Raw genomic sequence first — 19,620 nt, 5'->3', positions numbered from 1 at the left:
ATGCATCAGTGATTAATAAAGTAGAGCGAATGGCTGTGCCATAAAAGCCAATCCTGTGGATAATCCCGCAGAGTGTTTTCAATAATCGTCGGCAGCTTTGCCGCAACCTCTTTTGGCGACAGCGGGGAGTAGATTTTTATTTTTATCCCTTGCTGATAATAGAGGTGATAAAAAACCACCTGCGCTGCCACGATGCGCGAGAAGCGCTGTACGCCGCTATGTAATTTTGCCGGGCGGTCAAATAGCCGACAGCGGATTTTCCCGGACTGCGCCTCATGGGTCTGCACGGTATAGTCGGCGGGAATATCCGGAAAAATAATCATATTTTCCCGCCCTTCCGAGACGTTAGTCATTAACGCCATCAGCTCGCTGGCCAGCGCAGTATTATCCTGATGAATGGAGCAGTAAGAGAGCGCGACGCCGCCCATTTTGCGGCTGGCGGCGGTATAGCTTTCCGCGCTGGAAGAGACCACCACGCTGGCTTTCCCAGGCGTTACCCCGGCACCGACCATCGCCGCCAGAATATCGGACACGCAGTGCAACGGTGCGAGGACAACCGGTGTCTTTTGCGCCACCAGTGGAGCGACAACGGCATCAAGTTCCTGCGTGCACGCCTGTATCTGCGACAACGTGATCGGGTGCTGTCCCCAGGTCGCCCCCATCTCCAGCAGTTGGCGGCGCATGGCAATCCATGCGGCATCAATATGGCCATCGGCGCCCGTCAGGCAGCGGTAGTTTTGCGTCGCCACGGCGGTGCGTCCGCGATATTGCCTGCCCAGCAGACGCAGCCAGCACAACGCACGGGCTATTGTCAGCAGCAGGGGCATGGGGATGTAACGCATTAGCGTGCGCACCGCCTTTTGACCGTGACCGATAAAAGGCCGGTAGCGCCAGCTCAGCTGCGCGGACCATTTTCTTACGCTGAAGACGCTCCAGACGATCAGAAAGCGCGTCACGCTTACTCCTTGCCCTGAGTTAACAGCTGGCGCATATAGTCGGCAAACTCAGGAAACTGACGATCTTTCGCTACCACGTATTTTTTATTCACAATAAACAGCGGTGTCGCATTAATGTCATAAAGTTCAGTGATTTTCGCCATATATTCCAGACGGTCAGCAACGGCTTTGCTTTGGCGTATTTGGTGATATTTCACGACATCGATGTCGTTTTTCTTCAACCAAACGTCAAGTAATTCAGAATCAGCTAAATTAATACCGCGGGTCATTACCGAATTATAAGCCTGGTCACGCAGTTGACGTTCAATGCCCATAACTTCAAGGGTCGCAAAAACCGGGGCATAAACCGCCAGACCATTTCTTTCAGCAGTAATATGGATAACTTCAAAGGTGCTATTGGCCGGTAACGTGGCGGCCAATTTTTCGATATCTTCCTCGTTCGACGCGCAGTAGTGACAGCCATAGGACATCACTTCAATAATGCTGTTTTCATGTTTGATTGGGCTAACAGCCACCGTTGCGCGGTCAATTTCCCGTAACGCCGACGGTTTACTGCTGTCCAGTGAGAAGGTGTTAAACACAAAAAGGTGATAGCACAGGACGGTAATCAGCGACGAAATTAGCGCCACCAGAAACGTGTAGCCAACAGCGGTAATAGGTTTAATCTTCATTTGATACCAGGCTCGCGAAAATGGCGTAGAAATATATGGAGGGTTTCCCCTCCATATACCACAGCAGAAATTAATGGCGGATGCTATTCGGCACAACGCACATGCCATCGGCAGCATCTTTCATCGTCACGGTTGAGTTACCGTGTTTATCGGTACAGGTAGTCACTTCTTTACAGGTAGAGACACCGCCAACAACCACTGTCTCATAAGAGCTGGTGCAGGTTTCCTTGCAGGTTCCGCCAATAATAGCTGATGCTTCAATCATGCTTAATTTTTGCATTTATAAAATCCTTGAATGTTAATATTGAAATACATTTACTACGTTTATCTACCGACTTTTATTACTGCCAGCAGTTCTGTGAATGTTCGAATAAGTACGGAATTACACGCACGGTGTCGCAACGATGCACCTGAAAATATGAAATAGCTCAACGTTATTTTTCGCGTTTAGCTTTTTCATCAGGCCCCGTTTGCAACGACTCAATCGACGAACATCAATCCTTTGCTCAGAAGAAATTTGCGATAACGATTTCCCTTTGAAGATCTCTTCCATTAACCACCAGTCATCACTGGAGATGCTGTTGTTAAAATCCCTTGTCAACCATTGTTGACGTGTATAGTTAATCAGAGAGCGGCTAAAGAATATCTTCTTTGTCGCGGCAAATTGCGAGTCTCTGATAAAGCGCGAGAAATCGTCTAGAGACTCTTTCTTTAATAACCAACTGGCGCTGGGTAGAATCGAATGGAGCGCAAAAAAAAGAGCTACATTGCTTTCGCTCAACAATATCACCAGATTTTGATTTTCTCTACAATAATATTCTTTAATCGTATGTAGAGCGTCAAAACGCTCATCCGGCAAACTGTCAACATCACACAAAATCCAGTTCAGTTCATCCTTCTTCTTTGGTAACTGCAGAGTCCCAACCAGCTGAGAAAAACTCTCAAGTCTTGAGAAAGAACAATCGGAATCACAAGCAGTAAGATGGGTAACCGCTGAGCGAATACCCTCCGAAAAAAAGATATTTTTATCGTAAAGAAAAAAATTGCAGCTCATATTTCAATCATCCCTGATCGGTACTACTGGTAATTGAGGGTATAGTAAGCCGTCGCCTGAAACGCTCCAGCCTGTAATGTTTTGTTGTTCAAGGCATCCTGTTCCCCCTCAACAAAAGCGTTAAAACTTAACTGTATAGTGGATTCAGAAAGTGCTACTGCGGTTGTCGGCGATTCCAATGAAATAGGCGTGCCATCACTTTCTTCAAAACCAATGCCAATACCACTGACGGTACTGGAAGCCACCGGTGTAATTGCCAGGCGGTCAATCATATTGACATTTTTTTGGCCGTTAAAGGTCACTGAGACCGTATTAAAAACAGCCGTACTGCAGTCCTGTAGCTCAATCACAAATGATTTTAGCTGGGATTTCCCTTGCATGTATAAGGTTCGGGTTGATATCTCGCCAAAATCTACAGCCACACTTTGGGATGAGGGTACAATACTACAGCCCTGTGCGACAACTGTTCCTTTAAAATTTAAATCACCGCCGATCAGTTCCCCGATGGCATGTGCAGGGGATGTTGTCGATAATGAAAATATAAGTATTATTGATGCGATAAATTGACGCATGCTCCCCCCTTCCCCTTTACTGGAATTCAGCAACCACGGTGGCTGATGCCTGAAAGTCCCCTTCTGCAACGTTTGTTCCATCCTGCGCAATCGGTGCAGCAGTTAAATTCCACGTCCCTTGGTTATTCGCAAACCCTTGAATATCATAAAATTTATTTGCAGAAACCAACGTGTTTCCGTCTTTAATAATAATACCAAGATTAGAACGATCAACGGGACCAGTCGTACCCAGGTAATCGCTATTAAAACTGGCCGTATTAGCCTGCTGAATACCCAGTTTAATATTCAGACTACCATTAGCAAAACTCCCGCCTTCACATTTAACCTTAATCGGCAAAGACTGACTGTAATTAATACCATTAAGTGATGAACCTGAACTGGGGATCGTGCCAAAATCTACCGTAATTGGGGAACCTGAGTTAATTATACATTTGTCCGGAACGGTGATAACTCCAGAGTTAATAGAAACAATCGACATCGGCGTCATTCCCATTACGCTGGAGAAATTCCCCATACGCCCATAAAGTTTGGCAACTTCAGTTCCTAAAAGATTAAGACCATTAATAATGGGTTTGGTAATCATAAATGTTACACGCCCCCTACCACCGGACTCAAAGTTGTTAATTTGTGTTGTTGGGGGAACACATGTATTTTGATTGGCCTCGTTCGATTCATTATAAAATGGCACAGCAATATCTTCCCCACGTCGCCCACCGATATAGATTTCTATTTTAACATCCATATAATCGTTGAGTTTTAAATAACCAGTAGTCATTCCCTGCTCAAGCAGCGATGCGGTAGCCGTGTAATAAATAGGTTGTTTAGTCATTGTGGTACTACAACTAACCACGCCAGAATATTGACCACCTAACGAGAAGTCATAAGGAATTGTCGAGCCAATGCTATTATTCGTTACGTCCTGGTTGGCAACGTTAATATTATACATTTTAGAACCACCAACTGGCGTAATCTCCCCTTCAATCGCGGCATTAGCTTCCCAGGACAGCAGGCTGATATAAAGCAAAATAGCAACACGAGTTTTTAACCTGATTGTCATTGTCGCCATTAGAAATACTCCATTTTTAAACGCAGCAATCCACTAAAATCACCTGCAATAACATTTGTTCCGGTAGATTCCAGCGCCGCCATAAACGTCAGGCTGCTATCACCGGTTTTAACAATGAGCAACGGCTGGGTCTGATTAATATCCAACGCGCGTGCTTTGGTATCCAGCAGGCGAATACCAGCACCTGAAATACCGCCGGTCAGACGCAATAATTGACGATTATTCATATCCGACTCGCCGATAAACGTTAGCTGTACCGCCTGCTCACCGGTGGTATAGAGATGCTTGTCAATTCCGGTGGTCTTCGAAGCAAGGCTATCGCGAGCCTGCGACGCGCCTTTCAGGCAATCTTTCAAATCAATGCGAATAAGCACCGGCTGGCTACGATCGCCCGCCTGATGAAAACGGCGGGCGCTAATTTCACCCATTTCAATAATCTGCAAGCGGCTCTGCGGTGCAAGAACGCAAGGCGAAGCATATACGGAACCATGAAATATGACTTTGCCGCCATCTTCCCCCTGATGATCCTGGTTATAGTGCTGCGGCTGTAGCGGAATATCAGCCTCAGCCTGAGCCGATGTGCTAATACCAAATATAAACAGTGCTAATAGCGATAAACGCATTTTCATCATCAGGTTCCTCTTCTGTTACCCTTGCTGTGATGGCGGCAGCGCCTTACAGGTATTTCCTTCACAGCGATATTTCAGTTCCGGATGACCGCCATAATCATTCACGTACATCATCGAGAACTCTCTGATCCCGCCGTCAGTTACACTGAATTCCAGGTTGGATTTTGGCGCAATCATTACCCCTGGAAATTTGGTTATTTTTTCGCCACCCGCACGCATCAAGCTAATGATGGTGATGTGATAGGGTGTCGGGTTTTGCGCGCTGATCTTGTTGCCATTCTTTTGAAAGACAACCTGGTCCTGCCAAATCTCGCTTTTACTTTTGGGAATAATGGCTGTCGGGCGGTAAAACAATTTAATCCGCGATTGCATAGCCAATTGCAGGACATTCGCCTTATCTGGCTTGGGCGGAATTTCACGCACGTTCAAATAAAAGAGGCTTTCGCGATCTTGTGGAAGCTGGTTGATGCCGTCAGTTTTAGTAACGCGCGCCACACCTTTTTGCCCGCCGTTAATACGTTGCAACGGTGGCAACACCACTAAAGGAGAAGTAATTTTGTTGCCTTTACTGTCTTCAACCCACGATTGCGCCAGGAACGGAATATCCGGGCTGGTATTGGTTAGATTTGCGCTCGCCGAACTGTCTTTACCGGTGATGATTAATCGGGTGCGATCGACTGAAACGCCCGCCTGAGCGGTACCGCTTACCGCAGCCAGCATCAGGACACCCATCCAGTAGCATTTATTGCTTGTTCTACTCATTTTTGGCCTTTTCATACGGTGACTGTTATTTACCTACAAATCGATCACTTACACGGCAATAGCGCAGAGGTCGAACGGTGTTCTATGGTTGGTGGAATGGTTATCTGACATTGTGTTTTCCCACTCCATATCACATTGAGCTGCTCCTGCGGATTCACCCCTGCCAGCCATCCCTGTCCGCCTTCCATGATCATCGAAACGCTCACGCCATCGTCGTTGATAACCTCTGCGCCAAAGGGCGGATAGGAACCATCAGCCAGGCGAATAATGCCCATCATTTTCTCGCCTTTCGCCATACCAAAGGCCTGATAGCCAATAGCGCCTTCCGTCATCGTTGTCGTGCTGATAGCTTTTGCCGCCTCAATAGATTCCGACATCGCATCAACATCAACCCTGGTATCGAAACTGTTGTAGCTCACGATGTCCGGGATAACAGCAATACCGAAACCGTTGGTTCTTGATCTACCGTCATTCAGCGGCACATCGCCGATGCCGTTGGTATTGACCATCATGCGTGCGGTATTGAGCGTTGCGCCGCTGTTATGGATAGCCGCACCATGACGAGTCGCGGTAAAACCGCCACGTAAGGTGCTGCTCAGGGATAAATAGCTATTTTGCTGGTAACTGGCGTTACTATTAATTTCGGCATATTGAGAGCGTCTTTGATAATAACCATCGATATCGGCAGAGCCGTTCTGGCTAGCCCCTGCGCGTAATCGCCACAGGTTGTTGTAATCACTATTATCGGTATACGAAAGCATGGGGCTGGTTTTACCGTTATTGGTCTGTACATCCAGGCCGCTCCATCGACTATCGCCAATGGGAATAGAGAGTGAGAAAGCTATCGAATCATCCCTGCGCCCCTCATAGTCAGAACGATATGCTGAAATATTGGTCGTGATCCCGCGAATACTGCCGACATTAAATGAGCGACCTAAAGAAATCCCGTAGCGATCCTGGCTACTACGGTTCCAGTAGTTCTGATGGGTATAGGTGAGAAATACAGTCGTCGCTTTGCCCGGCTCATTGGCCCAGAAGGTTTTGTTCCCGGTAATGGTATAAACTTCTTTCTCGCGGCCCAGGCTGTCATAACCTTCGTAGCGTTCGTTGAGATATTGCGAGAAAGAGCGGAAGTCCTCCTGAGAAAAGCGATATCCAGCGAAGGTAATTGAACTGTTATATTCGTCGAAGGTTTTCGCATAGCTCAGCTTAAACGACGTACCTTTCAGTCTTTTTTGATTTGACTGCTGACTGTAAGATTCGGTGGCATCCACCGAGAGCGCACCAAATATACTAAGATCGCGACCAATACCGGCGGATACCGCAGTATATCCCGCGCCAGCACTTTGTAGTCCACCATAAAGCGACCATGCGTTGGTTATCCCCCAGGAGAAGTCACCGGATGCAAATCCCGGCCCCTGGATTTTATGGCTATAACGGGATGGCACTCCCATCGCCACGTTATAGCGAACGTAGCCTGGACGCGTGAGATAAGGGATGTTGGCGGTATTAACCTGGAAAGTAGAGATTGAACCATCCTGCTCCTCCACCTGAACATCCAGCGTTCCGCGTACCGAACTGCGCAGATCCTGAATATTAAATGGTCCGGCTGGAACGGTTGTTTCATAAAGGATACGTCCACTCTGCTTGACCGTAACCTTGGCGTTGGTCTTTGCCAGTCCGCGAATTTCCGGCGCATAGCCCTGCAAATTTGGCGGTAGCTGGCGCTCGTCGCTGACGAGATTAAGTCCGGTAAAACGTACGGTATCAAAAACCTGAGAATCGAGATAGATCTCCCCTGCCGTCAGCTTTGCCGCCATCAGCGGTAACGGGCGGTAGGCGTAGATCTGATTCATATCAAAGTCGAATTGGTGCATCGAGCTGTAATAGCTGGTCTGATACTCGCCGCGTAAACGCCATCCGCCCAGATTAGCTCCGGCCTGGCCGTATCCGCTTAAGGTGGTGTACTCTTTATGTATATCAAGCTGGCGGGTATATTGCCCGGTCAGGCTATAGTCGAACAGGAATCCACCGATCCCCTGATCCCAACGCTCAGGCGGCGTCCAGTTTGGATCGTTGTATTTCATCCACGCCTGCGGGACCGTGATATCCAGCACTCCGGCATAGTTAGCCAGGCTGGCTCCGGGAATGCTCAACACGTCATAACAATCTTCAAATAACGGTGTAACTTTTTTCTGTGCTTCTTCTTTCAGCGCTAAACGGGATAATATTTCCCCGTTAACACAGGCTTGGGTATGTTTCTGGTCTTCGGACGCCAGATAGCGGACCTTGTGCTGCCCTACCGCTTGACCATTAATTTTAATATCTAATAGGTATTCACCGGCGGGAACGTAGTTGTCGGTCGCAAACCGCGTTAAATCGATATTATCGCGGTCAGCAGCATCCAGCACGTCAGTATTGAATTCCACATCTGCCGAAGCGAAAACCACAGAATTGCAGCAGAAAATAAATATCTGAGAGAGGATTAGATTTATTTTTAGTTGCGATGGCATCACAATTCATCCCGAATCATTCATTAAAATAGAACATGTGACAAACAAGCTGACAACTATGCCTGGCCAGTTTGCTTCTAGTTGTAATCCATAAAGAAACGGGTTACGGCATAAAAATCCCCGGCTTTAATATGCTGCTGCACTGGGACCAACGAAGCCGTGAATTTCAGCGTATTACTTTCATCGCTTAACAGCTCCCCTGAAGAAGGTTCCCCAAAGGTTAGAATTTCCCCATACCTGTCACGAATTTGTATGCCAAACCCTTTACCCTCACCTTCGGGAATTAAGACGGTGGAATCTTCCACACTGACATTACCCATAAAGGTTATCGTGGCATAGGCGATCGAACCATGCTGCTTACCAATAAAAGATTCGCAACCAATTAAGCGGACGGAAAAAGGTCGGCTAAGATTAGCAGCTTGATCCATATTGATATCGCGAGCCGATATGTTGCCAAAATCCACCCATAATTCTCGTGAATCAGGGTCAATATCACATGCAGCAACCACCAGTTCGCCGGATAAGGCCAACTGTCCGGGAGTAAAATTAGTACTGAAGGCCTGTCCGGGAAAGAGCAATATGGATACGAATAATACCAACGGCCATATTTTGTTTGTATCCTTTGCCATATTCAGAATTCCATTTTATCTGGCATTCTCTTAATTTCGCGGAGGGGATCTCCCTCCGCGAACGATAACTTAAAATCGATTATTGATAATCGATAGTGAAGTTGATCGTGGACTGGAAGGCGCCAGGAGTAACGACCGGAGCCGTAGTCACGCCTGCCGCCTGGGCTTCCGCCTTCAGAACAGCAACGAACGGAATGGTATTTGCGCCGTCAACTAAGGTTACCGGAGTCGTCTGAGCACCCCAGGTTACAGTCTGGCTGGCGCTGTCTTTCAGGCTGATGCCCGCGCCGCTTGCAGAACCAGAAGTGAATGCAGCCAGAGTAGCGTCGTTCGGGTTAACCGAAGTCGGGGTGTAGGTAACGATGGCAGAGCTGGCAATGGTGGTATCACAGTACTGCAGTTCAATATTTTTAGTTTCAGTCGCCTGACCACCGCCAACCAGCAGAGAAACAGGAACTTCACCAAAATCCACGGTTACCGGGCTGGAAGATGGAGCCAAACCACATGCGGTGTTTACCAGCACACCTTCAAGCTCAATCTGTCCGTGAGTTGAATCGGCAAGAGCAGACATCGAACCAAGTGCAGCAGTTAATGCTACAGCCATAGCAACTTTATTCAGTTTCATAAACAATTCCTGCGTTATAAATTTTATCCTAAGAGAGTAAAGAGCAATTAGTCGTAATGGTATATTTACATCATGACTCCAGCCCTCTGCATCACCAAAAAATCCGTTACAATAATTAAATTACCATTAAATATATTTAATTACGCCAAATCCTCTGGGCACCAGGAATATTATCAAATCATTTTTTGAGCAAAAAGAAATACATTAACCAGGTAATTAAAAAAACATTTAACCTCGCGAATGTTATTACTTTAGAGAATTAACTCGCACGATATTGCGATAGTTCCTAAAAACAAATTACTTCCAGTAATTAATAGGTGGAGAATATACCAAATGGCTTGTTATTAAAATGTAATTGTTATCAATATCATTAACAAATAAGCGCCCTACCATCATCGAAACTGTTAAATCAATTGAAATAACAGCCTATTTAATTCCTCACAAACACAGATAACATCATCACTTAGGTTGAGCATTTATCGACAGAAAACCGCTGGCAAAAATGCATTCGCACTCCCGTAAGCGCGCCATTTTTCGTCTTTGCCACTGTCATTCCCCCTGCTCTGACTCACTATCCCTTCCTTCTTGTTTTCCTGACCTGAAGACTCCGTTATCATGCGCCTATGTGCAAATGAAAGAAATGCAGAATTTCACAGGAACCAATGAGCCATAGCGTAACGTAATGAAAACAACAAACTCCGCTAACTCATTAAAACTTAAGAAAATGGACATCAAAAACAGATGAGTACACTAGAGAATCTTGACGCCCATACGCCGATGATGCAGCAGTATCTCAAGCTAAAAGCTCAGCACCCGGAGATCCTGCTGTTTTACCGGATGGGAGACTTCTACGAGCTGTTTTATGACGACGCAAAGCGCGCGTCTCAGCTGCTTGATATCTCGCTAACCAAACGCGGGGCTTCCGCAGGCGAACCGATTCCCATGGCCGGGATCCCGCATCATGCGGTGGAGAACTATCTGGCCAAACTGGTTAATCAGGGTGAGTCTGTCGCGATTTGCGAGCAAATTGGCGATCCGGCGACCACTAAAGGGCCGGTTGAGCGCAAAGTCGTGCGCATCGTGACTCCCGGCACCATCAGCGATGAAGCGCTGCTGCAGGAGCGCCAGGATAACCTGCTGGCCGCCATCTGGCAGGACAGCAAGGGCTTTGGTTATGCCACTCTGGATATCAGCTCCGGACGTTTTCGCCTGAGCGAACCCGCTGACCGCGAGACGATGGCGGCAGAATTGCAGCGCACCAATCCCGCTGAATTACTGTACGCCGAAGATTTCACTGAGCCGTCACTGATTGAAGGCCGTCGCGGCCTGCGCCGCCGACCGCTGTGGGAGTTTGAAATCGACACCGCGCGCCAGCAGCTTAACCTCCAGTTTGGTACGCGCGATCTGGTTGGTTTCGGTGTTGAAAACGCCCCACGCGGCCTGTGCGCCGCTGGCTGCCTGTTGCAATATGTCAAAGACACTCAACGCACCTCGCTGCCTCACATTCGTTCCATCACCATGGAGCGCCAGCAGGACAGCATTATTATGGATGCCGCCACCCGCCGGAATCTGGAGATAACCCAGAATCTGGCCGGAGGCATAGAAAATACGCTGGCCTCGGTACTCGACTGCACCGTCACGCCAATGGGCAGCCGTATGCTTAAGCGCTGGTTGCATATGCCGGCGCGCGACACCGCTGTGCTGGTAGACCGTCAGCAGACCATCGGCGCGCTGCAGGAACACTATACCGAGCTGCAGCCGATATTGCGTCAGGTCGGCGATCTCGAGCGCATTCTGGCGCGTCTGGCGCTGCGTACCGCCCGCCCGCGCGACCTGGCACGCATGCGTCACGCTTTCCAGCAGTTGCCGGAACTGCGCACCATGCTGGCCGATGTCGGCTGTGCGCCTGTACAGCAGCTACGCGAGAAGATGGGCGAATTTAGCGAACTCCGTGAACTACTGGAGCGGGCGATTATCGACGCGCCGCCGGTGCTGGTTCGCGATGGCGGCGTTATCGCCCCCGGCTATAATGCAGAACTGGATGAGTGGCGCGGCCTGGCCGATGGCGCTACCGATTATCTCGATAGACTGGAAATTCGCGAACGTGAACGCCTGGGGCTGGATACGTTGAAGGTAGGCTACAACGCCGTTCACGGCTATTACATCCAGATTAGCCGTGGACAGAGCCAGCATGCGCCGATTCACTACGTTCGCCGCCAGACCCTTAAAAACGCCGAACGCTACATCATTCCTGAACTTAAGGAATATGAAGACAAAGTACTGACCTCGAAAGGGAAAGCGCTGGCGTTGGAAAAACAGCTATACGACGAGCTGTTCGATATGCTGCTGCCGCATCTTGGCGATCTGCAACAAAGCGCCAGCGCGCTGGCGGAGCTTGATGTGCTGGTGAACCTCGCCGAGCGGGCAGAAACGCTCAATTACTGCCGCCCAACCTTTAGCGATAAACCGGGCATTCGTATCAGCGAAGGTCGTCATCCTGTGGTTGAGCAGGTACTGAAAGAGCCGTTCATCGCCAACCCGCTGCACCTCGCCCCGCAGCGGCGGATGCTGATTATCACCGGTCCAAATATGGGCGGTAAAAGTACCTATATGCGTCAGACCGCGCTGATCGCGCTGCTGGCCTATATCGGCAGCTACGTTCCGGCGGAAAAAGTGGAAATCGGCCCTATTGACCGCATCTTCACCCGCGTCGGCGCAGCAGATGACCTGGCGAGCGGCCGTTCGACCTTTATGGTGGAAATGACCGAAACCGCCAATATTCTGCATAACGCCACCGAACACAGCCTGGTGCTAATGGATGAAATTGGCCGCGGAACCTCAACCTATGATGGCCTGTCGCTGGCCTGGGCCTGCGCGGAAAATCTGGCGAATAAGATTAAAGCGCTGACGCTCTTCGCCACTCACTATTTCGAGCTAACCCAGTTACCGGAGAAAATGGAAGGCGTGGCCAACGTCCATCTTGATGCTCTGGAACACGGCGACACCATCGCCTTTATGCACAGCGTGCAGGATGGCGCGGCCAGCAAGAGCTACGGCCTGGCGGTCGCGGCGCTGGCCGGGGTGCCAAAAGAGGTGATTAAGCGCGCACGGCAGAAGCTGCGCGAGCTGGAAAGCATCGCGCCGAGCGCAGCCGCCACTCAGGTGGACGGCACGCAGATGTCGCTGCTCTCCGCCCCGGAAGAAACCTCGCCTGCGGTTGAAGCGCTGGAGAATCTTGACCCGGATTCATTAACGCCGCGCCAGGCGCTGGAATGGATCTATCGCCTGAAGAGTCTGGTGTAATATTAAAGACGGGCAGCTTGCGTTGCCCGTTTTCTCTTGTCAAACAAAGCTAAAGTTACCCCATAATATCATCAGACGTGACAGTTAATTTCCGCTACTCTATATGGATATAGTGAATAATATGGTCCTGACAAAAAAGAAACTCTTATACATATTAGCCACAGGTATCGTGACTGCAATTATGTATAACACTCAGTCAGCAGAAACCACCCGCCGAGATAAAGACACGCTAAATTATTTTGTTAATTTAATTAAATCCCCACCTAATACTAAAGGGGAAAATACGCCTGGCATGTTCCTGGAAATCTCCGCGATTCGCGGCAATCCCAAATCACAATATAAACTTGGCGCATATTATCTGGAACAGAAACCAGGGAATATTTACGACCCGTTAAAAGGAGAGAAATGGATGCGCTTTGCTGCCGGGAAAAACTATGCTCCCGCGCAGCTCTGGTTAGGCAATATGTACCACCTGGGCCATGGCGTGGCAAAAGATACCCGGCAGGCGGCTGTTTGGTATTTGAAAGCGGCGAATAACGGCAACTCTACCGCGCAAAGCAATCTTGGCGTCTTATATATGACCGGAGACGGCGTCAAGCAAGACGTACAGCAGGCGGTCACCTGGTATAAGAAATCCGCAGCGCAGGGTGATGCCGCAGGCCAGCAAAATTTAGGCCGCAGCTATGAAAGAGGCATCGGTATCGCCCCTGATATCGAGCGGGCCATCTATTGGTATAAAAAGTCGGCTGCACAACATTCCGCTTCCGCCCAGTTCGCTCTGGGGCAGCTTTATTATTTTGGCCAATACGTTCCACAAAATTATGCTCTGGCCTGGGAATGGTTTATGAAGGCGGCAAAACAGAACGATGTTAACGCCCTGTTCAATCTGGGCGTCATGTACAACGACGGGAACGGCGTAACAAAAAGCAAAGCGCAGGCTCTATCCTGGTTTCGTAAAGCCGCCGAACAAAATGACGCCGAATCACAGTATATTGTCGGGGAGATATACGACGAAGGCGATGGCGTTCCGGTAGATAAAAAACAGGCGGCATACTGGTATCAGCTTGCCGCAAATAATGGCCACCCGGAAGCGAAAAAGGCGCTGGAGAAACAGCGCCAGTGAAACCTGAAGGGCAAAAAATGGGTGCGAGAGGATGCTTCCTGACAACCAATACGCGGGGTTACCCCCGCGCTGATGCTACTTCTTCGATTCGTAAGCGAGAACAGCTTTAAACTCCATACTACGCTCTTTGATGCTTAGCTCACACAGCGAGCTGCGCACCATCAGCGTAAATCCCAGCACCGTGATACACAGTACGATGATTGCCACAAGGGCATATTTTGTCAGCATGTCTTGCCTCCCTGCAAAGAAGAGACTAACATCCGAATTGTCGATGTTCATTCGTTAGCCTCAGTTGATAGAAATATCTCCTGGGGCTTTCGTCTATCTGAATTATTGCAAATGCTCCAAGCCAGATAGCCTCAAGCACCCGCAGCTATTTTATACCCGACTAATAGGGTATTGATAAATGAGAAGGCAGCTTTACGTATACTTATCATAATTTGCGAGCAAGTTCGTAGAGAAAATATTATCTTGCAGAGATAATTACATCTAAAAAATAAAACACGCAACCAGGCTCAACCTCTAACGGGACCGAAGTAAAAATGGCAATAGCACGCTATGAAAAAATACAATCTCATTATTATAATCACATATGGGTGGTTGGAGATATTCATGGGTGTTACACCTTGCTCAATCACCGACTCAGAGAGCTTGCCTTCAATAAGGAGACGGACCTGTTAATCTCCGTTGGAGATAATATTGATCGCGGTACAGAAAATCTTGATGTCTTACGTTTGTTGGATGAACCTTGGTTTATTTCTGTCATCGGTAATCATGAAGCGATGGCGTTAGAGGCTTTTGAAACGCAGGATGGGAATAGATGGCTAGCGAGTGGCGGTGACTGGTTCTTCTCATTGACCGAGCAAGACAGGCAGGAGGCCATTACATTTTTACTTCGATTTCAAAAGATTCCTCATATTCTTGAAGTAGAAAGCAATGATAAAAAATATGTTATTGCCCATGCTGATTATCCGGGCCAGACCTATCACTCAAATAAGGTCGTGGATGCCAACGCTATCTTATGGCCCATCGATCGCATTATGCGCTCTCTGGAGGGGCGAACGAACCCCATCAGCGGGGCCGATTTTTTTATCTTCGGGCACATGACCGTAAGCAACGTACAAACTTATGCGAATCAGATTTATATCGATACCGGTTCGGCGACAACGGGCAAACTTTCGTTCTTCCGTATACGGTGATTCACCGCGGTGGAGATAAAATGGGTGCGAGAGGATGCTTCCTGACAACCAGTACGCGGGGTTACCCCCGCGTTGTTGCTACTTCTTCGATTCGTAAGCGAGAACAGCTTTAAACTCCATACTACGCTCTTTGATGCTCAACTCGCATAACGAATCGCGCACCATCAACGTAAACCCCAGCGCCGTGATACACAGCACAATGATTGCCACAAGGGCATATTTTGTCAGCATGTCTTGCCTCCTTGCAAAGAAGAGACTAACATTTGAGTTGTTGATGTTCATCCGTTAGCCTCAGTTGATAGAAATATCTCCTGGGGCTTTCGTCTATCTGGAACCTCAAAAATGCTCAAAGCCAGATAGCCTCAAGCACCCGCGTTTATTCTATACCCGCTGATGACGAAAATTACCTTGAGTAAGTTGAATTCCATCTTTTTATTGCAGGTTGCGATAACACTCGCAAGATTTTATATCTATTAGTCCCGGCTTTAATTTATAAATTAAATATAAAACGGGCCCGACTTAGCGGGCCCGTTTATTTTAGCGTTTATCTTCCGCCAACAGCGGCGGAATATGCGGCACCATCGGCGATTCATCAATATCCTTCTGCGTCATGCGAAACGCTTCCGGATAATGTTCACGGCTGGTGCGGCGTAGCGGCTCGGTATCGCGCCAGGTATAGAAACAGTGCTGGCACTGAAATACCGTCCAGACATCTTTTACCGGCGATTTCGCCAGCACTTCAATATGTTCATCGGCACAACGTGGACAAATCATCTTTTCCTCCTTATTTACGGTTGGCCAGCATGACGGTCAGTTTTTCAGCCCAGGCTTTGGTTTCAGGAAGATCCTGTACCGGCTGGCTATAGTGACCGCGAAGATCCGGCGCAACCGGCGTGGTGGCGTCGATAATCAGTTTGTCGGTAATACCCGCCGGGCTGGAGCCGGGATCAAGCTCAAGCACCGACATATTTGGTAACTGCACCAGGTCCCCTGCCGGGTTGACCTTCGACGATAGCGCCCACATCACCTGCGGCAGGTTGAACGGGTCAACGTCTTCATCAACCATAATGACCATCTTCACGTAGCCCAGGCCGTGCGGCGTAGTCATCGCCCGCAGGCCAACCGCACGGGCAAAGCCGCCGTAGCGTTTTTTGGTAGAGATAATCGCCAACAGGCCGTGAGTGTACATCGCATTGACGGCCTGCACTTCCGGGAATTCAGCTTTCAGTTGCTGATACAGCGGCACGCAGGTTGCCGGTCCCATCAGGTAGTCGATTTCAGTCCACGGCATACCGAGGTACAGAGATTCAAAAATCGGTTTTGTGCGATAAGAAACTTTATCGATACGCACCACCGTCATATTACGGCCGCCGGAGTAGTGACCGGTGAATTCACCAAACGGCCCTTCGATCTCGCGCTTGCGGCTCTCAATAACGCCCTCAAGAATCACTTCCGAGCCCCACGGCACGTCAAATCCGGTCAGCGGTGCGGTGGAAATCGGGTACGGGCTCTCGCGCAGCGCGCCCGCCATCTCATATTCCGACTGATCGTACTTCAGCGGCGTGGCGCCCATCAGGGTGATAACCGGGTCGTTACCGAGAGTGATAGCGATCGGCAGGTCTTCACCGCGCTCTTCGGCTTTGTGCAGATGCAGGGCAATGTCATGCATTGGGATAGGTTGCAGGCCTAACTTACGCTTGCCCTTCACCTCCATGCGATAGATACCGACGTTCTGCTTGCCAAAATTGTCCGGGTCCTGCGGATCGCGAGAAACCACGCAGGCTTTGTCGAGATAAAAGCCGCCATCGCCATCGTTCAGACGAAACAGCGGCAGAATATCAAACAGATTAATGTCTTCACCATCGACGGTATTTTCTGCCCACGCCGGGTTTGCCCGACGCTCCGGCGTCACCGGAAATTTATCCCAGCGACGAATAAACTCATCAATCTGTTTTCTCACCGGCGTGTTCGGCGGCAGCCCCATCGAAATAGCATGGTTTTGCCACGAACCGATGGTGTTCATCGCCACGCGAGCATCGGTAAAACCGCGGATGTTGTCAAACCACAGCGCGGGCGCACCGTCACCAATGCGCCCGGTGGCATTTGCCGCCGCCGCCAGATCCGGCTCCGCGTTAACTTCTTCGCTAATTTTCAGCAGTTGCCCCTGGTCGTCCAGCGCCTGCAAAAAGCTGCGCAAATCATCAAAAGCCATTATTCATTCTCCTGTGAAAAATTCTCTACCGCCCGTAACCCGCTCCAGCGGCGCGCTTTGTGATACTCCAGACCAAACTGATCCAACACTCGCGCGACAACATGATCGGTGACGTCTGCAATGGTTTCGGGATGGTTGTAATAAGCAGGCATAGGCGGCACCATCGCCACCCCCATGCGGGACAGCGCCAGCATGTTTTCCAGATGGATAGTGCTCAACGGCATTTCACGCGGCACCAGCACCAACTTGCGCCCCTCTTTCAGCACTACATCCGCAGCCCGCCCCACCAGCCCTTCGGCGTAACCGGCACGGATCCCCGCCAGCGTTTTCATACTGCAGGGGATGACAATCATGCCGTCGGTACGAAATGAACCTGATGAGATGATGGCGGCCTGATCCGCCGGGCTGTGTGAGAAATCGGCCAGTTCAGCCACTTCGCGAGCGGTATAAGGCGTTTCCAGTTCAATGGTGGTTTTGGCCCACTTTGACATAACCAGATGCGTTTCCACTTCCGGCATCTCACGAAGCGCCTTAAGCAGCGCCACACCCAACGGAGCACCCGTTGCTCCGGTCATCCCAACAATCAGCTTCATCGTTACCTCATACATTGTTCGTATACGAACATTTTTATTAAAGCTACGCTTGATAAGCGGTCTACGCAAGTTCGTTCGTATACGGCCGCATTTTTAATCAAAACTGGAAATGTGCTAAAACGTTATCCGAACGGCTATCATAGAACCGACGGTTTTATTACGGAGTTGTCATGGAGTTAAGAAACGAGGCGTTCCACCTGCTGCGCCAGCTTTTTCAGCAGCATACCGCCCGCTGGCAGCACGAACTGCCGGATCTCACCAAACCGCAGTATGCAGTGATGCGCTCAATCGCGGAGCATCCCGGCATCGAACAGGTCGCACTGACGGAAGCGGCGGTCAGCACCAAGGCGACGCTGGCGGAAATGCTGAGCCGTATGGAGAACCGCGGGTTGGTCCATCGTGAACACGATCCGGCGGACAAACGTCGTCGTTTTGTCTATTTAACCGCAGAAGGCGAGGCGTTGCTGGCAAGCTCAATGCCGCTGGGTAACGCTGTTGATGAAGAGTTTTTGGGCCGACTGAGCGACGAAGAACGTCAGCTATTTTCTGGCCTCACCCGGAAAATGATGGCGAAGGAACAGATAGATTAGCGCGGTCAGGTCCTCAAAAAGAAAAAGGCCCAATCGAACGATTGAGCCTTTTTTGAGAAAGGTATCTTACTCGCGGAACAGCGCTTCGATGTTTAGCCCCTGGCCTTGCAGAATTTCCCGCAGACGGCGCAAGCCTTCAACCTGGATCTGACGCACGCGTTCGCGGGTCAGACCAATTTCACGGCCCACATCCTCAAGCGTGGCGGCTTCATAGCCCAACAGGCCGAAGCGACGAGCCAGCACTTCACGCTGCTTGGCGTTCAATTCGAACAGCCATTTGACGATGCTTTGTTTCATATCATCGTCCTGCGTGGTGTCTTCCGGACCGTTGTCTTTCTCATCGGCCAGAATATCCAGCAGCGCTTTTTCCGAGTCGCCGCCCAGCGGCGTATCCACCGAGGTAATGCGCTCGTTCAGACGCAGCATCCGGCTCACGTCATCAACCGGCTTATCCAGCTGTTCAGCAATCTCTTCCGCGCTCGGTTCGTGATCCAGCTTATGGGACAACTCGCGTGCGGTACGCAGATAGACGTTCAGCTCTTTAACAATATGGATAGGCAAGCGAATGGTACGGGTTTGGTTCATTATCGCCCGTTCAATCGTTTGACGAATCCACCAGGTCGCGTAAGTCGAAAAACGGAACCCACGTTCCGGATCAAACTTCTCAACTGCGCGAATCAGCCCCAGGTTACCTTCTTCAATCAGATCCAGCAAAGCCAGACCACGATTGCCGTAACGACGGGCTATCTTGACGACCAGACGCAGGTTACTTTCAATCATCCGGCGGCGTGACGCAACGTCACCACGCAGCGCGCGACGAGCAAAATACACCTCTTCTTCGGCGGTCAGCAGTGGGGAATAACCAATCTCTCCAAGATAAAGCTGCGTCGCATCAAGCACCCGTTGGGTTGCTCCCTGCGAAAGAAGCTCTTCTTCAGCCAGATCGCTATCACTGGGTTCCTCTTCAACTAAGGCTTTCTCGTCAAAAACCTCGACTCCGTTCTCATCAAATTCCGCGTCTTCATTTAAATCATGAACTTTCAGCGTATTCTGACTCATAAAGATGGCTCCTACCCGTGATCCCTGAGCAAAGCACCTTCACTAAACATCACTCAAAAGACGC

Annotated in this window: 21 protein-coding genes; 4 read left to right on the top strand and 17 right to left on the bottom strand. The window is 49.6% G+C overall.

The features are described from left to right. Positions 1 to 5 precede the first annotated feature (5 nt). The 11 genes from FN082_RS27560 to FN082_RS27510 form a co-directional block, all read right to left on the bottom strand. Positions 6 to 956, bottom strand: coding sequence for a lysophospholipid acyltransferase family protein (locus tag FN082_RS27560; RefSeq protein WP_139539548.1), 951 nt, complete (start codon positions 954 to 956; stop codon positions 6 to 8). A 2-nt stretch (positions 957 to 958) separates the two neighbouring features. Then, the gene (locus tag FN082_RS27555; RefSeq protein WP_139539549.1) at positions 959 to 1,627 is read right to left on the bottom strand and encodes a thioredoxin domain-containing protein; all 669 of its coding nucleotides are present in this window, start codon (positions 1,625 to 1,627) and stop codon (positions 959 to 961) included. A gap of 70 nt (positions 1,628 to 1,697) precedes the next feature. Beyond that, positions 1,698 to 1,907, bottom strand: a complete 210-nt coding sequence (locus FN082_RS27550) for a DUF4762 family protein (protein ID WP_139539550.1) — start codon at positions 1,905 to 1,907, stop codon at positions 1,698 to 1,700. A gap of 102 nt (positions 1,908 to 2,009) precedes the next feature. Beyond that, positions 2,010 to 2,681, bottom strand: a complete 672-nt coding sequence (locus FN082_RS27545; protein WP_139539551.1) for a helix-turn-helix domain-containing protein — start codon at positions 2,679 to 2,681, stop codon at positions 2,010 to 2,012. Positions 2,682 to 2,704: 23 nt separating this feature from the next. Continuing rightward, the gene (locus FN082_RS27540) at positions 2,705 to 3,253 is read right to left on the bottom strand and encodes a fimbrial protein (RefSeq protein WP_142982727.1); all 549 of its coding nucleotides are present in this window, start codon (positions 3,251 to 3,253) and stop codon (positions 2,705 to 2,707) included. A gap of 16 nt (positions 3,254 to 3,269) precedes the next feature. Then, positions 3,270 to 4,319, bottom strand: coding sequence for a fimbrial protein (locus FN082_RS27535; protein WP_139539553.1), 1,050 nt, complete (start codon positions 4,317 to 4,319; stop codon positions 3,270 to 3,272). Further along, on the bottom strand, positions 4,319 to 4,948 hold the full coding sequence (locus FN082_RS27530; RefSeq protein WP_139539640.1) for a fimbrial protein: 630 nt from the start codon (positions 4,946 to 4,948) through the stop codon (positions 4,319 to 4,321). Before FN082_RS27530 ends, FN082_RS27535 begins: the two co-directional genes overlap by 1 nt. Before the next feature lie 18 nt (positions 4,949 to 4,966). Continuing rightward, on the bottom strand, positions 4,967 to 5,710 hold the full coding sequence (locus tag FN082_RS27525; RefSeq protein WP_139539554.1) for a fimbrial biogenesis chaperone: 744 nt from the start codon (positions 5,708 to 5,710) through the stop codon (positions 4,967 to 4,969). Between the two features lie 44 nt (positions 5,711 to 5,754). After that, the gene (locus tag FN082_RS27520) at positions 5,755 to 8,223 is read right to left on the bottom strand and encodes a fimbria/pilus outer membrane usher protein (protein WP_139539555.1); all 2,469 of its coding nucleotides are present in this window, start codon (positions 8,221 to 8,223) and stop codon (positions 5,755 to 5,757) included. Positions 8,224 to 8,300: 77 nt separating this feature from the next. Then, entirely contained in the window at positions 8,301 to 8,852 is a 552-nt protein-coding gene (locus tag FN082_RS27515; protein WP_139539556.1) for a fimbrial protein, read from the bottom strand. A gap of 79 nt (positions 8,853 to 8,931) precedes the next feature. Next, positions 8,932 to 9,477: a fimbrial protein gene (locus tag FN082_RS27510; protein WP_139539557.1), complete on the bottom strand. Its 546-nt coding sequence runs from the start codon at positions 9,475 to 9,477 to the stop codon at positions 8,932 to 8,934. Positions 9,478 to 10,218: 741 nt separating this feature from the next. Here FN082_RS27510 and mutS point away from each other — a divergent pair. Together mutS and FN082_RS27500 are read left to right on the top strand one after the other, a co-directional pair. Further along, the gene (mutS, locus tag FN082_RS27505) at positions 10,219 to 12,780 is read left to right on the top strand and encodes a DNA mismatch repair protein MutS (RefSeq protein WP_142982726.1); all 2,562 of its coding nucleotides are present in this window, start codon (positions 10,219 to 10,221) and stop codon (positions 12,778 to 12,780) included. 292 nt (positions 12,781 to 13,072) lie between these two features. Further along, entirely contained in the window at positions 13,073 to 13,903 is an 831-nt protein-coding gene (locus FN082_RS27500; RefSeq protein WP_139539559.1) for an SEL1-like repeat protein, read from the top strand. 75 nt (positions 13,904 to 13,978) lie between these two features. Here the strand turns inward: FN082_RS27500 and FN082_RS27495 are convergent, their stop codons facing one another. Next, the gene (locus tag FN082_RS27495; protein ID WP_139539560.1) at positions 13,979 to 14,131 is read right to left on the bottom strand and encodes a Hok/Gef family protein; all 153 of its coding nucleotides are present in this window, start codon (positions 14,129 to 14,131) and stop codon (positions 13,979 to 13,981) included. Positions 14,132 to 14,445: 314 nt separating this feature from the next. Here FN082_RS27495 and pphB point away from each other — a divergent pair, with 314 nt between their 5' ends. Further along, positions 14,446 to 15,102 (top strand): protein-serine/threonine phosphatase, encoded by a 657-nt coding sequence (gene pphB / locus FN082_RS27490; RefSeq protein ID WP_139539561.1) that lies wholly within the window; start codon positions 14,446 to 14,448, stop codon positions 15,100 to 15,102. Between the two features lie 78 nt (positions 15,103 to 15,180). On the opposite strand, the gene FN082_RS27485 is transcribed toward pphB, so the two are convergent. The 4 genes from FN082_RS27485 to FN082_RS27465 all read right to left on the bottom strand — a co-directional run bounded on the left by FN082_RS27485 (position 15,181) and on the right by FN082_RS27465 (position 17,907). Continuing rightward, a complete protein-coding gene (locus tag FN082_RS27485; RefSeq protein ID WP_112213844.1) occupies positions 15,181 to 15,333 on the bottom strand; it encodes a Hok/Gef family protein in 153 nt (50 codons plus the stop codon). Between the two features lie 306 nt (positions 15,334 to 15,639). Continuing rightward, positions 15,640 to 15,876, bottom strand: coding sequence for a non-oxidative hydroxyarylic acid decarboxylases subunit D (locus FN082_RS27475; RefSeq protein WP_139539562.1), 237 nt, complete (start codon positions 15,874 to 15,876; stop codon positions 15,640 to 15,642). Positions 15,877 to 15,886: 10 nt separating this feature from the next. Then, a complete protein-coding gene (locus FN082_RS27470) occupies positions 15,887 to 17,314 on the bottom strand; it encodes a non-oxidative hydroxyarylic acid decarboxylases subunit C (RefSeq protein ID WP_139539563.1) in 1,428 nt (475 codons plus the stop codon). Next, the gene (locus tag FN082_RS27465; RefSeq protein WP_139539564.1) at positions 17,314 to 17,907 is read right to left on the bottom strand and encodes a non-oxidative hydroxyarylic acid decarboxylases subunit B; all 594 of its coding nucleotides are present in this window, start codon (positions 17,905 to 17,907) and stop codon (positions 17,314 to 17,316) included. Before FN082_RS27465 ends, FN082_RS27470 begins: the two co-directional genes overlap by 1 nt. A 170-nt stretch (positions 17,908 to 18,077) precedes the next feature. On the opposite strand from FN082_RS27465, the gene FN082_RS27460 reads away from it, so the two are divergent. Next, positions 18,078 to 18,497: a MarR family winged helix-turn-helix transcriptional regulator gene (locus FN082_RS27460; RefSeq protein WP_139539565.1), complete on the top strand. Its 420-nt coding sequence runs from the start codon at positions 18,078 to 18,080 to the stop codon at positions 18,495 to 18,497. 66 nt (positions 18,498 to 18,563) lie between these two features. Here the strand turns inward: FN082_RS27460 and rpoS are convergent, their stop codons facing one another. Further along, a complete protein-coding gene (gene rpoS, locus FN082_RS27455; protein WP_110275838.1) occupies positions 18,564 to 19,556 on the bottom strand; it encodes an RNA polymerase sigma factor RpoS in 993 nt (330 codons plus the stop codon). Between the last annotated feature and the right edge of the window lie 64 nt (positions 19,557 to 19,620).

The organism is Klebsiella spallanzanii (assembly GCF_902158555.1).
Lineage (GTDB): Bacteria > Pseudomonadota > Gammaproteobacteria > Enterobacterales > Enterobacteriaceae > Klebsiella > Klebsiella spallanzanii.
Note: the sequence above shows the minus strand (reverse complement) of the source record. Positions and strands in the feature narration are given on the sequence as shown.

Excerpts from the sequence above, each read along its gene's own strand:
- FN082_RS27555 (WP_139539549.1), bottom strand. The coding sequence starts at position 1,627 with ATGAAGATTAAACCTATTACCGCTGTTGGCTACACGTTTCTGGTGGCG.
- FN082_RS27550 (WP_139539550.1), bottom strand. The coding sequence starts at position 1,907 with ATGCAAAAATTAAGCATGATTGAAGCATCAGCTATTATTGGCGGAACC.
- FN082_RS27545 (WP_139539551.1), bottom strand. The coding sequence starts at position 2,681 with ATGAGCTGCAATTTTTTTCTTTACGATAAAAATATCTTTTTTTCGGAG.
- FN082_RS27540 (WP_142982727.1), bottom strand. The coding sequence starts at position 3,253 with ATGCGTCAATTTATCGCATCAATAATACTTATATTTTCATTATCGACA.
- FN082_RS27535 (WP_139539553.1), bottom strand. The coding sequence starts at position 4,319 with ATGGCGACAATGACAATCAGGTTAAAAACTCGTGTTGCTATTTTGCTT.
- FN082_RS27530 (WP_139539640.1), bottom strand. The coding sequence starts at position 4,948 with ATGAAAATGCGTTTATCGCTATTAGCACTGTTTATATTTGGTATTAGC.
- FN082_RS27525 (WP_139539554.1), bottom strand. The coding sequence starts at position 5,710 with ATGAGTAGAACAAGCAATAAATGCTACTGGATGGGTGTCCTGATGCTG.
- FN082_RS27520 (WP_139539555.1), bottom strand. The coding sequence starts at position 8,223 with ATGCCATCGCAACTAAAAATAAATCTAATCCTCTCTCAGATATTTATT.
- FN082_RS27515 (WP_139539556.1), bottom strand. The coding sequence starts at position 8,852 with ATGGCAAAGGATACAAACAAAATATGGCCGTTGGTATTATTCGTATCC.
- FN082_RS27510 (WP_139539557.1), bottom strand. The coding sequence starts at position 9,477 with ATGAAACTGAATAAAGTTGCTATGGCTGTAGCATTAACTGCTGCACTT.
- mutS (WP_142982726.1), top strand. The coding sequence starts at position 10,219 with ATGAGTACACTAGAGAATCTTGACGCCCATACGCCGATGATGCAGCAG.
- FN082_RS27500 (WP_139539559.1), top strand. The coding sequence starts at position 13,073 with ATGTTCCTGGAAATCTCCGCGATTCGCGGCAATCCCAAATCACAATAT.
- FN082_RS27495 (WP_139539560.1), bottom strand. The coding sequence starts at position 14,131 with ATGCTGACAAAATATGCCCTTGTGGCAATCATCGTACTGTGTATCACG.
- pphB (WP_139539561.1), top strand. The coding sequence starts at position 14,446 with ATGGCAATAGCACGCTATGAAAAAATACAATCTCATTATTATAATCAC.
- FN082_RS27485 (WP_112213844.1), bottom strand. The coding sequence starts at position 15,333 with ATGCTGACAAAATATGCCCTTGTGGCAATCATTGTGCTGTGTATCACG.
- FN082_RS27475 (WP_139539562.1), bottom strand. The coding sequence starts at position 15,876 with ATGATTTGTCCACGTTGTGCCGATGAACATATTGAAGTGCTGGCGAAA.
- FN082_RS27470 (WP_139539563.1), bottom strand. The coding sequence starts at position 17,314 with ATGGCTTTTGATGATTTGCGCAGCTTTTTGCAGGCGCTGGACGACCAG.
- FN082_RS27465 (WP_139539564.1), bottom strand. The coding sequence starts at position 17,907 with ATGAAGCTGATTGTTGGGATGACCGGAGCAACGGGTGCTCCGTTGGGT.
- FN082_RS27460 (WP_139539565.1), top strand. The coding sequence starts at position 18,078 with ATGGAGTTAAGAAACGAGGCGTTCCACCTGCTGCGCCAGCTTTTTCAG.
- rpoS (WP_110275838.1), bottom strand. The coding sequence starts at position 19,556 with ATGAGTCAGAATACGCTGAAAGTTCATGATTTAAATGAAGACGCGGAA.